The sequence below is a fragment of the Gordonia malaquae NBRC 108250 genome, from assembly GCF_000344135.1.
Taxonomy (GTDB): Bacteria; Actinomycetota; Actinomycetes; order Mycobacteriales; family Mycobacteriaceae; genus Gordonia; species Gordonia malaquae.
Genome location: NZ_BAOP01000042.1, coordinates 26,283 through 38,448 on the forward strand (window position 1 = coordinate 26,283; position 12,166 = coordinate 38,448).

Annotated in this window: 14 protein-coding genes; 8 read left to right on the plus strand and 6 right to left on the minus strand. The window is 66.3% G+C overall.

Annotated features, from left to right (window positions below):
- Entirely contained in the window at window positions 1-915 is a 915-nt protein-coding gene (locus tag GM1_RS19290) for an amidohydrolase family protein (RefSeq protein ID WP_040520757.1), read from the minus strand.
- A 71-nt stretch (window positions 916-986) separates the two neighbouring features.
- Between GM1_RS19290 and GM1_RS19295 the strand changes: the two genes are divergently transcribed.
- Window positions 987-1,520: a GAP family protein gene (locus GM1_RS19295; RefSeq protein ID WP_008381684.1), complete on the plus strand. Its 534-nt coding sequence runs from the start codon at window positions 987-989 to the stop codon at window positions 1,518-1,520.
- 26 nt (window positions 1,521-1,546) lie between these two features.
- Here GM1_RS19295 and GM1_RS19300 read toward each other — a convergent pair whose 3' ends face one another.
- The 5 genes from GM1_RS19300 to GM1_RS19320 all read right to left on the minus strand — a co-directional run bounded on the left by GM1_RS19300 (window position 1,547) and on the right by GM1_RS19320 (window position 5,873).
- Window positions 1,547-2,212 carry a PaaI family thioesterase gene (locus GM1_RS19300; protein ID WP_008381685.1) on the minus strand — a complete coding sequence of 222 codons (666 nt, stop codon included), beginning with the start codon at window positions 2,210-2,212 and terminating at the stop codon, window positions 1,547-1,549.
- A 10-nt stretch (window positions 2,213-2,222) separates the two neighbouring features.
- On the minus strand, window positions 2,223-2,609 hold the full coding sequence (locus GM1_RS19305) for a carboxymuconolactone decarboxylase family protein (RefSeq protein ID WP_008381687.1): 387 nt from the start codon (window positions 2,607-2,609) through the stop codon (window positions 2,223-2,225).
- Window positions 2,606-3,490: an NAD(P)-dependent oxidoreductase gene (locus tag GM1_RS19310; protein ID WP_008381688.1), complete on the minus strand. Its 885-nt coding sequence runs from the start codon at window positions 3,488-3,490 to the stop codon at window positions 2,606-2,608. Before GM1_RS19310 ends, GM1_RS19305 begins: the two co-directional genes overlap by 4 nt.
- Window positions 3,487-4,230, minus strand: a complete 744-nt coding sequence (locus GM1_RS19315) for an SDR family oxidoreductase (protein ID WP_008381690.1) — start codon at window positions 4,228-4,230, stop codon at window positions 3,487-3,489. The genes GM1_RS19310 and GM1_RS19315 overlap by 4 nt, the downstream gene beginning before the upstream one ends.
- 179 nt (window positions 4,231-4,409) lie before the next feature.
- On the minus strand, window positions 4,410-5,873 hold the full coding sequence (locus GM1_RS19320) for an aldehyde dehydrogenase (protein ID WP_008381692.1): 1,464 nt from the start codon (window positions 5,871-5,873) through the stop codon (window positions 4,410-4,412).
- A gap of 153 nt (window positions 5,874-6,026) precedes the next feature.
- Between GM1_RS19320 and GM1_RS19325 the strand changes: the two genes are divergently transcribed.
- From GM1_RS19325 to GM1_RS19355, 7 genes are read left to right on the plus strand one after another with little or no spacing between them, the layout of a single operon-like run.
- Entirely contained in the window at window positions 6,027-6,611 is a 585-nt protein-coding gene (locus tag GM1_RS19325; protein ID WP_040520776.1) for a TetR/AcrR family transcriptional regulator, read from the plus strand.
- A complete protein-coding gene (locus GM1_RS19330) occupies window positions 6,608-7,858 on the plus strand; it encodes a cytochrome P450 (protein ID WP_008381695.1) in 1,251 nt (416 codons plus the stop codon). Before GM1_RS19325 ends, GM1_RS19330 begins: the two co-directional genes overlap by 4 nt.
- A gap of 5 nt (window positions 7,859-7,863) precedes the next feature.
- Window positions 7,864-8,652 carry an SDR family oxidoreductase gene (locus GM1_RS19335; protein WP_040520777.1) on the plus strand — a complete coding sequence of 263 codons (789 nt, stop codon included), beginning with the start codon at window positions 7,864-7,866 and terminating at the stop codon, window positions 8,650-8,652.
- Window positions 8,649-10,052: a cytochrome P450 gene (locus GM1_RS19340; protein WP_008381699.1), complete on the plus strand. Its 1,404-nt coding sequence runs from the start codon at window positions 8,649-8,651 to the stop codon at window positions 10,050-10,052. The genes GM1_RS19335 and GM1_RS19340 overlap by 4 nt, the downstream gene beginning before the upstream one ends.
- 3 nt (window positions 10,053-10,055) lie before the next feature.
- Window positions 10,056-10,247, plus strand: coding sequence for a ferredoxin (locus tag GM1_RS19345; RefSeq protein WP_008381700.1), 192 nt, complete (start codon window positions 10,056-10,058; stop codon window positions 10,245-10,247).
- Between the two features lies 1 nt (window position 10,248).
- Window positions 10,249-10,806 (plus strand): hypothetical protein, encoded by a 558-nt coding sequence (locus GM1_RS19350; RefSeq protein WP_008381703.1) that lies wholly within the window; start codon window positions 10,249-10,251, stop codon window positions 10,804-10,806.
- Window positions 10,803-12,059 (plus strand): hypothetical protein, encoded by a 1,257-nt coding sequence (locus GM1_RS19355; protein ID WP_008381704.1) that lies wholly within the window; start codon window positions 10,803-10,805, stop codon window positions 12,057-12,059. Before GM1_RS19350 ends, GM1_RS19355 begins: the two co-directional genes overlap by 4 nt.
- The last annotated feature ends 107 nt before the right edge of the window (window positions 12,060-12,166 follow it).

The following is a 12,166-nucleotide window of genomic DNA, read 5'->3' on the forward strand; positions in this document are numbered from 1 at the left end:
TCACACCGGCTGTACGTCGAAGAGCCGTGCGGCGTTGTCGTGGAGGACGCCACGAACCCAGTCGTCACCGAGGTCCAGACGGACGATCGCGTCGAGTGCGTGCCGGTAGCCGTAGGGGATGTTCGGGAAGTCGGAGCCGAACAGGATCTTCGAACCGAGGGCCTCGACCCGCGGCATCAAGTCGCGCGGATACGGCGCGCCCGCTTCGGAGAAGTCGGTGAACGACATCGTCGTGTCGAGATGCACGTTCTCGAACTGCTCGGCCAAGTCGAGGAAGGGCGCGTATTCGGGTGTTCCCATGTGCGCGACGATCAGCGGGAGGGTGGGGAACCGGGACAACAGGGTCTTGATGCGGTCCGGGCCGGTGAACTCTCCTGGGGCCGGACCCGATCCGCAGTGGATCACAACTGGTACCTGTGCATCGTCGATGCGGCCCCAGACCTCGTCGAGCAGCGGATCGATCGGAGAGTACGCCCCGACTTGGACGTGCGACTTGAAGACTCGCGCGCCGGACTCGATCGCCTCGCCGACGTATTCGCCTGCGCCTGGCTCTGGATAGAACGTCGCGGTCTGAAGGCAGTCCGGGTGCGTGGCCGCGAACTCGACGCCCCACGCGTTCAGCCACTGGGCCATGGAGGGCTTGTGCGGATAGATCATCGACGAGAAGGCGAGAGCCCCGAAGGAACGCAGGGTCGAGACTCGTACCTCCTCGTCGGCGCGGTACGCGATGGGCCATTCGCGTCCGAGCATCGGGCCCGCGGAGTCGAAGTACGCCCACACCTTGTCCATGACGCGGCCCGGCATGAAGTGCGTGTGGACGTCGATGATGCCTGGTAGCCCGATGCCCTGCCAGACTTTGCGGACGGCGTCGACCTCGGCGGTCGTGAACGGCTGGACATCGTGATCGTCACACATGTGATCGACGCTACCCACAGAGGCATACTCAGTGAGGGGCGGGCGTACTCAAGGAGAGCTGATGGGGGCCGGTGGTCGGAGAGATCGTGCTGTTGGCGGTTGGCGTGGCCGTATCGCCGCTCCCGATCATCGCAGTGGTGTTGATGCTGCTCAGTAGGCGGCCAAGGAGTGCCAGCCTCGCGTTCGCGGTGGGCTGCACGGCACTGATCGCCAGCGCCACGACACTCTTCACGGTGATCGGCGACGCCGCGGACTCCGGCTCGTCGCGGCCGACTTTCATGTACTGGGTCGACGCGGCCGCCGGTCTCGCCCTTCTCGTCGTCGGCGTCCGGACGTGGCGTACGCGGAACAAGACGTCTGAGCCGCCGTCGTGGTTGGCCTCCGTCGACGACATGTCGACGCTGAAAGCCGGCGGAACGGGACTCGCCATCACGATCGCCAACCCCAAGAACTTGATGCTGTTCGCTGCCGCGGGTGCAGCGATCGGGGCAGCGGACTTCGACGGTCCGCAGACGACGATGCTCGCGATTCTGGTCCTCGTGATCGGCGTCGCCTTGGGCGCCAAGGGATTCGGTGGTCTCCTCGGGTTCGCTCAGGCCGTGTGAGCGGCTGGAATCGGAGCCGCAAGCGGTCAGGATCGTTCGTTCTCCAGCTTCGCGATCGTGGAGATGATCGCGTCGCGTGCCGGGAAGTGCTTCGGTTGAATCATGATCGCCTCGGCCTCGACGGTCACGCCGTCGGCGTCGGACAACTCGCCGTGCACGAACGTCTTTCGCCCGTCGGTGCCGGTGACCCGCCCTTCGAGGGTGACCGGCCCGAGCGGTGTCGGGCGCAGGTAGCGCACCGTCAGCGTCCCGGTGAAGCTGGGCATGTGGTCGGCGGCCGCGGTCTCACCGACCAACTGGTCGAGGAGCAGCGCGGCGATGCCGCCGTGCACGTGCCCGCCGGGACCTTCGTACGCTGCGCCGAGGACGACGTCGGCGCGCGTCACACCGTCGACCTTCTTGATGCGCAACGGGGGCGCGACGGCGTTGCGCGCGCCGGTCGCGGCGTTGCCCCACGGCATTCCGGTGAAGTCGCGAGTGAACGAGACTCCGTAACCCTTGTCCTTCTGCTGTGCGCGTAGACGAGCGACGATCGCCTCGATCTGCTCCCGCGCCGCGACGAGTTCGGCGTCGTCGACTTCGGTGCGGATGACGGCGTCGACGAGTTCGCGCACGGCGTCGGTGAGAGGCTCGACAATCGACAAGCGACGCTCCACTTCGGCGTCGTCGATGTCTTCCAAACGAAAGTCCATGGGGCTCACCTTATTCCGAACGTTGGGAGCGTCGGTGCTTCTTGATCACCTCGCCGAGCATCATGGTCATCTTGGTTCCGAGCGGCCAGCCGACGTAGTAGCAGAGGAACAACCCGATCTCGTTGAGCTCGTCTGGGGTCAGTTCGCCGTTGCCGAGGGCGGCGCCCGCCTGGATCTCGGCGACGTCGGTCATCCCGTTGGCGGCGAGTGCCCCGAGCAGGATCAGCCGTCGATCGCGGTGGCTGAGCCCTTCGCGGCTCCACACTTCGCCGAAGACTTGGTCCGCGGTGTGAGCGAAGAAGTCGCCCGGGCCGTCGGACATCTCCCAGCCGTACACCTCGGTCATCATCGCCAGGCCCTTGCGGCGCTGGTCGGTGAGTTCGGTCGGTTCAGTCATGATTCTCCTTGGTCAGACGAGTCGTTAGTGGGTACGCCCAGCCCGGCGGCGAGGTCTCGCAGGGCGAGTCGACCGAGCGGGAGGTCGACGCCGAGGTCGTCGGCGAGTGCGAGGGCCAGGCCGAGGTCCTTCTCGCCGAGGTCGCGGACGTGGGTGAAGACGCCGAACCAGAAGTCGTCCGGGGCGATCGGTGCGGTCGTGTCTCGCAGCATGATCGCGCCGGCGCCACCGGTGATGGCATCGGTGTGCCGGACGACGCGGCCGAGTTTGCCGATGTCGATGCCTGCCGCTTCGGCGAGACGAGCGGCCTCCGTGGTCGCGGTGAACGACACGAAATGCAGCAGGTTGCGAGCGAGTTTCATCCGTGTGCCGTCACCTGCGTGATCGCCTGCGTGGACGATCATGTCGCCGGCCAGGGCGAGTGCAGGCTTGGCGCGGTCGTATGCGGCGCGGTCGCCGCCGACCATGATCGCGAGTCTGCCTTCCTTCGCGCCGACGGCGCCGCCGGAGATCGGCGCATCGAGGAGAGTCACGCCCGATGCACTGCAGACGGACGCGAGGTCGGCTGCGGTCTCCGGCGAGATCGTCGAGTGCACGACGACCATCGACCCCTCAGACAGCGTCGGGAGCAGGCCGTCGACGACGTCGCGCACCTGCGCGTCGTCTCGCACGCAGATGCTGACGAGATCGCACGCCTTGCCGAGACTGGACAGGGAGTCGGCGGCGGATGCGCCGGCGTCGACGAGCTCGGCGACGGCGAGGTGATCGACGTCGAACACGGTCAGGCCACCGGGTGCGTCGACGAATCGGGTCGCCATCGGCCGGCCGATGTTGCCGAGTCCGACGTAGCCGAGGCGGAGAGTCTGATCGTCTGCGCTCACGAGCGGATGACCTGCCCTCCGTCGACGTTGAAGATCTGGCCGGTGATCCAGGACGCCTCGTCGGAGAGGAGGAACAGGCACATCCCGACGAGATCGTCCGGGGTGCCCATGCGGCCGATCGGGAGCTTGGAGACCATGTCTTTCACAATGGCGTCCGGCGTGCTGTTGCGGGTCGCTTCGGTGTCGATGGGGCCGGGAGCGATCGCGTTGATCCGCACGCGCTGCCCGCCGAGCTCAACCGCGAGCTGCTGAGTGAGACCGTTGACGCCCACTTTCGCGAGGCCGTAGAAGCCGCTGTACACCCATGCCGCCGTCGACGACTGGTTGACGATCGCCCCGCCGTGCCTCATGTGCTGGTAGCAGGCGCGGGTCACGTTGAGCGCCCCGTCGAGGTTCACGCTCATGAACTTCTTGTAGTAGTCCCACGGCACGGTGGTCAGGAAGTCGAGTTTCATCCCGCCGTAGATCGCGGCGTTGTTGACCAGCGCGTCGATGCGGCCGTGGGCGTCGACGACGGTCATGGCGAGGTTCGCCGCGGAGTCGGGATCGGACACGTCGGTGTGCACGTAGGTCCCGCCGATCGACTCGGCGACGGCCTGGCCTGCCTCGTCGTTGACGTCGGCGATGATCACCGTCGCGCCTTCGGCCGCGAGGGCCCGCGCATAGGCTTCGCCGATGCCGCCCGCCGCGCCGGTCACGATCGCGATCTTGTCGGTGAATCGGTTGTTTCGATCAGTCATTTGCTTCTCCTAGCTGGGTTTGAGGGGTAGACGCTTCGACTCGCTTCGAGGGTCTTGAGCGAGCTTGCGAGACGAAAGGCGCTTCGACTCGCTTCGCTCGCTCAACGAGCAGTGGAAGTGCCTGCGAACGGGCAGTGGGACGTGCCGGTGAAACGATCAGCCGGTAAGGCGCTCAACGTTCAGGGGACCGGGGTGGCGACGGCTTTGGTTTCGAGGTACTCCTCAAACCCGGCCACCCCCATCTCACGGCCGATTCCCGACTGCTTGTAGCCGCCGAAGGGGACGTCGGCGGAATACCAGATGCCACCGTTGACACCCATGGTTCCGGTGCGGACACCGTCGACGACGGCGTCGATGCGAGCGGGGTCGGAACCCCAGACGGCGCCCGACAGTCCGTACGGGGAGTCGTTGGCGATGTCGATCGCATCTTGGTCTCCGTCGTGGGGGAGGATCACGAGCACCGGGCCGAAGATCTCCTCCTGCGCCACACGGGCACTGTTGTCCAGGCCCGAGACGAGAGTCGGTGCGACGAAGAAGCCGGGGCGGTCGGGGCGCTCCCCGCCGATCTCGACGGTGCCGCCCTCGTCTCGTGCGAGCTGCACGTAGCCCTCGACGCGGTCGCGTTGGCGTGCCGAGATGACCGGTCCGCAGATGGTTCCGGGCTTGGTCGGGTCGTCTGCGGCGAGTCCGGCCATCGCGGTGCGGGTGAGTTCGGTGGCCTCGGCGAGTTGTGCGCGGGGAACCACGAGGCGGGTGGTGATGGCGCAGCCCTGGCCTGCGTGGGTGACGACCGAGAAAGCGGCCATCGAGCAGGCGGCTTGAAGGTCGGCGTCGTCGAGGACGAGAAACGCGGACTTGCCGCCGAGTTCGAGGAACACCTTCTTGAGCGTGGGGGCGGCGTCGGCCATCACCGCGCGGCCGGTGGCGGTGGAGCCCGTGAACGACACGAGGTCGACGCGTGGATCGGTGGAGAGCCGGGCGCCGAGCCGGTGGTCGGTCCCGGTCACGATGTTGATCACGCCTGCGGGGAAATCGGTCTCCTCGGCGATCACCTTGCCGACCAGCGCCGCACACCACGGGGTGTCGGGCGCGGGTTTGAGGACGACGGTGCAGCCTGCGGCGAGCGCCGGCCCGATCTTGGCGAAGTTGATCTGGTGCGGAAAGTTCCACGGTGTGATGGCGCCGACCACGCCTACTGCTTCGGAGCGCAGTTCACGGGTGTTCTTGATCCCCATCGGCGACGCCTCTCCGAGGGCGCGGCGCCATTCGTAGCTCTCCGCGAGGTCGGCGAAGTAGCCGAGGTCGGTGACGGGTCCGACGAGTTGCGGACCGTGGGTGAGGAACACCGGACAGCCGACTTCGGCGACGGTGAGGTCGCGGAGTTCGTCGGTGTGAGCGAGGAGAGCGTCTCGGAGCTGGCGCAGACACCGTGCGCGGAAGGCGTGGTCTCTCGACCAGTCGGTGGTGTCGAACGCGCGACGGGCTGCGGCGATCGCAGCGTCCATGTCGTCGTCGGACGCGTCGGCTGCTTGGCCGATCACCTCTTCGGTCGCGGGATTGACGACGTCGAACGTGCCGCGTCCGCCGGTGCGCAGTTCGCCGTCGATGAGCAGGTGGGAGGCGGTTTCCGGGCGCAGAGCCATTGTTGGAATCCAATCTGGACAGGTGTCTAACCGTTGTTCCAGTGAAGCTACGGCATGGATTCGATCGTGTCTACGGGTCACCCTCAGTCGGCATGGAAATCATTCTGGACACGTGTCTAGACGTGGTTTCAGTTTGCGGGTACGGTGATCGACATGACCGCATCCGTCGAGAGCGAATCAACCCGTCGCCGCCTCACACCGCAGCAGGCCGAGAAGATCTCCAAAATGGCTGACGCCGCGATCGAGATCCTCTCCGTCGAAGGCTACGAGAAGCTGTCGGTGCGAGACGTCGCCAAACGTGCCGGTGTCGCGCCTGCGACGGCCTACACCTACTTCAGCTCGAAGAGCCACCTCGTCGCCGAGGTGTTCTGGCGCAGGCTCGCAGTGGGCGTGCCCGAACCCGATCCGTCTGCATCTCCGCACGACCGGGTCGCCGAAGTGCTCCGTGGCGTCGCGATGGTCGTGGCGGGCGATGGGCAGCTCGGTGCCGCGGTCACGGTGGCTCTCCTCGGCGGGGACCCCGAGTCGGAGCACCTCCGTTGGCGCATCGGCGGGTTCATCCACGATCGCCTCGCCGCAGCCGTCGGCGACGAACTGGACAACTCCGCGCAGGTGATCGACGCCCTGCAGATGCTCTATGCGGGTGGCCTGGTCACCGCGGGCATGGGCCACCTCAGCTATGAAGCCACCTCTGAGCGGCTCGTCGCGGCCGCTCACCTACTGATGGGACAGAAATGACCGTCCTCACCTCGGGGATGCAGAACAGCATCCCGTTCGACCCGTACGACTACGACTTTCACGAAGATCCCTATCCCACGTATGCGCGTCTGCGCGCCGAGGCCCCCGTCTACCGCAACACCGACGGCGACTTCTGGGCGCTCGCCCGACACGAGGACGTCGCGGACGCGTTCCGTGACAACGTTCGCCTGTCCAACAGCTGGGGCGTCTCGATGGACCCGGCGTCGTACAACCCGAACGCCGAGTACGCGATGAGCTTCCTCGCGATGGACGATCCGCGTCACCTGCGGCTTCGGAAGCTCGTGTCGAAGGGCTTCACGCCGCGGCGGGTGTCTGAGCTCGCGCCGCGCATCACCGAACTCACTGCGAAGCACTGGGACCGGTGCCTGCAGATGGGCGAGTTCGACTTCGTCCACGACTTCGCCGGACTGCTTCCGATGGACGTCGTCTCCGAGCTTCTCGGCGTCGGGGAGGCCGATCGAGCCCATCTCCGCAAGCAGTCCGACCTGTTGATCCACCGGGAGGAAGGCGTCACCGACGTCCCGCCGGCCGCGATCCACGCGTACCTCGATCTCCACGGGTTCTACACGTCGTTGCTCGCCGAGAGACGAAAGAACCCCGGCGACGATCTGATCTCCGCCCTCACCGCCGCCGAGCTGGTGGAGGGCGGAGAGCGGACCGCACTGACGGACCAGGAGATCATCGGCTTCATGATGCTCATGGTGGTCGCGGGCAACGAGACCACCACGAAGCTGCTCGCCAACTCGATCTTCTGGGGTGCGCAGAGCCCCGACCAGGTGGCGTCGGTGATCGCCGCGTCGACGTCGCACGACGACGCACTCGACGCCGTCGCGCCCTGGGTGCAGGAGACGCTGCGGTACGACACGTCAACGCAGATGCTGTTGCGCCGGGTGCTCGAGGATGTGGAGTACGGCGGCAAGACGATCCCCGCGGGCGATCGTGTGCTGTTGCTCGTCGGTTCGGCGAACCGCGACGAAGAGGTGTTCGGACCCGACGCCGACCAGTATCGGATCGGTCGCGAGAGCTCGCGAACCATCCTCAGCTTCGGCCTCGGCACCCATTTCTGTCTCGGCGCACATCTGGCGCGACTCGAGACCGAGATCGGACTGGCTCAGATCGCCCGCACTGTCCGCTCGTTCGACGTCGACGTCGAACGGTCAGTCCGTGTCCATTCGGTGAACGTCCGCGGCTTCGCAGATCTCCCCATGACCGTGAAGGCTCGGTGATCGCGATGGGTTTCAAGCCACATCCAGAACGTCGCCCGGTACTGGTCGCTGGAGCGTCGTCGGGGATCGGCGAAGCGACGGCCCGAGCCCTCGGCGCGCTCGGATACCCGGTGGCGCTCGGCGCGCGCCGCGTCGAGAAATGCGCGCAGACTGCTGCGGAGATCGTCGACGCGGGCGGTGAAGCGGTCGCCGTCGCACTCGACGTCACCGACAACAACTCCGTCGTCGCGGCGTTCGACGAGGCCACTGAGGCCCTGGGCGACATCGAGATCGTCGTCGCGGGCGCCGGAGACCTGCAGATCGGTCGGGCTCACGAGATGCCGGTCGACGAGTGGGCGTCGCAGATCGACATCCACCTCGTAGGCGCTTACCGCCTCTATCGTGCCGCGGTGCCGTCGATGATCGATCGTCGACGCGGCGACTTCGTGTTCATCAGTTCCGACGTCGTCGCACATCCGCGACCGTGGTCGTCCGCGTACGTCGCCGCCAAGTACGGCGTGGAGGGACTCGTCGCGACCGCCCACATGGAACTCGAGGGGACCGGCGTCCGTGCCGGTCTCGTCCGGCCCGGTCAGACGCTCACCGGGATGGGCATGAACCTCGACCAGCAGGCCACCGAAGGGATGCTGAACGACTGGATCGCGTTCGGCCTCGCTCGACACGGCCACTTCCTCAGCCCCGAGAACCTCGCTCACGCGGTGATCTCCATGGTCACGCTCCCTCCGGGGGCGCACATGAAGGCCGTCGACGTGGAGGCCGAGGGCAAGCTCACTCGATCGAAGGAGAACTCATGAACAGCGTGACCGCCAAGCGCGTGTCCGGCGGAACGGGGGAGCACGGGCATCTCGACGAACTCGCGAGTGATCCGATCGGCCTGTTCCGGCGGGTCCTCGACGAATGTGGCGACGTCGGCTACTTCCAACTCGCCGACCGCGACGTGGTGCTCGTGTCGGGCGCCGCGGCCAACGAAGAGTTCTTCCGGGCCCCGGACGAGGTTCTCGACCAGGGTGCCGCGTACCCGTTCATGACCCCGATCTTCGGCGAGGGCGTCGTCTTCGACACCAGCCCGGAACGCCGGTCGGAGATGCTGCACAACCAGGCGCTCAAGGGCGCGCACATGAAGCAGCACGCCGTCACCATCCCGAACGAGGTGGAACGAATCATCGCCGACTGGGGCGACGAAGGTGAGATCGACCTGCTGGAGTTCTTCGCCGAACTGACGCTGTACACGTCGTCGTCCTGCCTCATCGGACGCAAGTTCCGCGAGGAGCTGTCCGGTCACATCGCACACCTGTACCACGAGCTCGAGAAGGGCACCGACCCGATCGCGTACGTGGACATGCACGCCGACATCGAGAGCTTCCGCCGCCGCGACGCCGCGCGTGCGGAACTCGTCGAGTTCATCGGCGGCGTGATGGAGCGACGGATCGCGAACCCGCCCACCGACAAGGACGATCGGGACCTGCTCGACGTCCTCGTCTCGTTGAAGAACGACGACGGCACGTACATGTTCAGCGCCGACACCGTCACCGGCATCTTCATCTCGATGATGTTCGCCGGTCATCACACGACGTCGGGCACCGCCGCGTGGACGCTGATCGAACTGCTCAAGCACCCCGAGTACCTGGCTCAGGTCACCGATGAGCTGGACGGCATCTACGCCGATGGAACCGAGTACTCGTTTGCAGCCATGCGTCAGATCCCGAAACTCGAAGGCGCGCTCAAAGAAGCGCTGCGCCTCCATCCGCCGCTGATCATCCTGATGCGCGTGGTCCAGGAGGCGTTCGACGTCGGTGGAGTGACGGTCGCCAAGGGACAGTCCATCGCGGTGTCGCCCGCGGTGTCGAACCGCCTGCCTGACGACTTCCCCGATCCGGATGTGTTCGACCCCGACCGTTACGCCGACGGCCGCCAGGAAGACCTGGTGAATCGGTGGACCTGGATTCCGTTCGGCGCGGGACGCCATCGCTGCGTCGGTGCACAGTTCGCGATGATGCAGCTCAAAGCCATCTTCTCGGTCCTGCTTCGCAACTACGAGTTCTCGCTCGCACAGGATCCGGACACCTACCGAAACGACCACTCGAAGATGGTCGTCCAACTTCAACAGCCCTGCCGCGTGGCGTACCGGCGCCGGGAGCGCAGCGAGCGGGCCGAATCCGATCAGCGTCGCGCCGGCGCGTCCGGGGGGAACTGAGCGATGCGCGTCGTCGTGGATCTGGACCTGTGCCAGGGGCACGGGATGTGCGAGCTGGAAGCCCCTGACGTCTTCGAGGCCGGTCGCGACAGCGTCGACCTGCTCGACGAGACGCCCGACGAGTCGAGGCGCGCCGAGTGTGAGGCCGCCGTCCGATACTGCCCGACCCAAGCCCTGAAGATCGTGGAGGATTGACATGCCGTTCGAACGCAGTGAACTGGACGAGATGAAGCAGCGTTGGCTCGACGCCAACATCGCGGCGGAGAAGGCAGGCGACTGGCGCCCGCTCGCGGAGTTCTACACCGAGGACGCCACCTACGGCTGGAATTACGGTCCGGAGAAGGACTTCATGGCCGTCGGTCGTGACGAGATCCGGGAGATCGCACTCGGCCAGGAGATGGAGGGTCTGGAAGGCTGGATCTACCCGTACCAGGCGTGGGTGATCGACGAGCAGACCGGCGACATGATCGGTCTCTGGCGGCAGATCAATGAAGGCACGAGGGCCGACGGCTCGAACTACGGCGTGCACGGGATCGGTGGCAGCTGGTTCAAGTACGGCGGGAATTTCCAGTTCAAGTGGCAGCGCGACTTCTTCGACTTCGGCAACGTGTCCGCGCTGTTCCTTGAGATGCTGACGAACAAGGCCTGCAGCGACGGGATGCTGAAGCGCATCGAGAAGTCCGCGCCGGGCAATCTGCCGGGGTGGTACCCGCGGGGCGAGGCGCCCGTCGAACTGTGGGATCAAAACCGGTGACGAACCGCCTGACGCACGATCAGCTGGCGACCCTCGTCCCTGAACTGCTCCTGACCGGCCAGCTCATCGACCGCAGCGGGATGGCCCATCTGATCGCGGCGTTCGGCCGGGACGGTATGGGCGAGGTCGCGATCGAGGAATGGATGGCGGCGAGCCCGGTCTACACCGGCCGGATCAGGGCGGCGCTGGGGATCGACGGCGACGGCGTCGCCGACATGATCAAGTGCCTGCAACTCGATATCGGGGCTCCTCCGCAGTTCATGGACTTCCGCTACCAGATCGACGACGAGTATCACGGGTCGTTTGTGCTCGACCACTGCGGTGCGCTGCTCGACGTGGAGCCGATGGGCGACGAGTACGTGACCACGATGTGTCACACCATCGAGGACCCGACATTCGATGCGACGGCCATCGCGACCAACCGTCGTGCCCGGATCCGGCCGGTCCATCGCCCGCCGCGCGTGCCCGTGGATCGTTCGCCGCACTGCGAGTGGACCATCACGATCGAGCCCGATCGTGATGAACTGCCGCTGCCGGAGGTGACCAAGCCGATGCTCGCCACGCGGGCCGCGATCATCGAGCTCAGCCAGATCGACGCCGACGCGACCGACGGGCTCGTCGACTATCGGGGGCCGGTCGTGGACGACCTGGCGTTCGATGAGTGGTCCACGTCGGCGCTCGTTCGGATCGTCGAAGAAGTGACACTGCAGCATCAACTGCTGGCGCTCGGCTTCTTGGACTCGGTGCGTCGACGGACCGACGAGGCCACAGCCGACGACATCTTCGACAAACAGCTCACCGGCATCGCGGGGATCGCCGCCGAACGGGTCACCGCAGCAGTGCTGGACAGCAAGACCGACGCGGCGGCGCTTGTCGACGCGCTCAACCTGAATCCGGTCTTCGGGCCGGTCCAGTACACGGGTTTCCGCGCCGAACTGATCGACGACGAGCACGTCGAGGTGCACATCCCGCACACGTCGGCGGCACTCGAGGACGGTGGGTGGATGCGGTTGCTGGTGTCCGGCCGCCTCGCGTCGCTGCAGGCCGCGGCGACTGCGATCGACCCGACGTGGGTGGTCGGGGAGTCGATCGAGGCGGAGGTCGATGGGAGCGAGGAGACCGTCGTCCGGATCGGTCGTGGCGAAGCGCAGCGTGAATGCGGTGAGGTGGCGATCGTCCGCTTCTCGGCGGGATCGTCGTTCACCTTCACCGATCGCGGACCATCGCGACCACTTCCGCTCTCGGTCGTGTAGCGGTCCCCGCTCTCCGGCCCGCGTCCCTGCTCCTCGCGCGAGCGAGTCGCCCCTGCTCCTCGAACGAGCTTCCCCATGGTTCTCGAGGGAGCTTCGCCCTCTGCTCC

Coding starts and splice junctions, on each gene's coding strand:
- GM1_RS19290 (WP_040520757.1), bottom strand. CDS start 915: ATGTGTGACGATCACGATGTCCAGCCGTTCACGACCGCCGAGGTCGAC.
- GM1_RS19300 (WP_008381685.1), bottom strand. CDS start 2,212: ATGGACTTTCGTTTGGAAGACATCGACGACGCCGAAGTGGAGCGTCGC.
- GM1_RS19305 (WP_008381687.1), bottom strand. CDS start 2,609: ATGACTGAACCGACCGAACTCACCGACCAGCGCCGCAAGGGCCTGGCG.
- GM1_RS19315 (WP_008381690.1), bottom strand. CDS start 4,230: ATGACTGATCGAAACAACCGATTCACCGACAAGATCGCGATCGTGACC.
- GM1_RS19320 (WP_008381692.1), bottom strand. CDS start 5,873: ATGGCTCTGCGCCCGGAAACCGCCTCCCACCTGCTCATCGACGGCGAA.
- GM1_RS19325 (WP_040520776.1), top strand. CDS start 6,027: ATGACCGCATCCGTCGAGAGCGAATCAACCCGTCGCCGCCTCACACCG.
- GM1_RS19330 (WP_008381695.1), top strand. CDS start 6,608: ATGACCGTCCTCACCTCGGGGATGCAGAACAGCATCCCGTTCGACCCG.
- GM1_RS19335 (WP_040520777.1), top strand. CDS start 7,864: ATGGGTTTCAAGCCACATCCAGAACGTCGCCCGGTACTGGTCGCTGGA.
- GM1_RS19340 (WP_008381699.1), top strand. CDS start 8,649: ATGAACAGCGTGACCGCCAAGCGCGTGTCCGGCGGAACGGGGGAGCAC.
- GM1_RS19345 (WP_008381700.1), top strand. CDS start 10,056: ATGCGCGTCGTCGTGGATCTGGACCTGTGCCAGGGGCACGGGATGTGC.
- GM1_RS19350 (WP_008381703.1), top strand. CDS start 10,249: ATGCCGTTCGAACGCAGTGAACTGGACGAGATGAAGCAGCGTTGGCTC.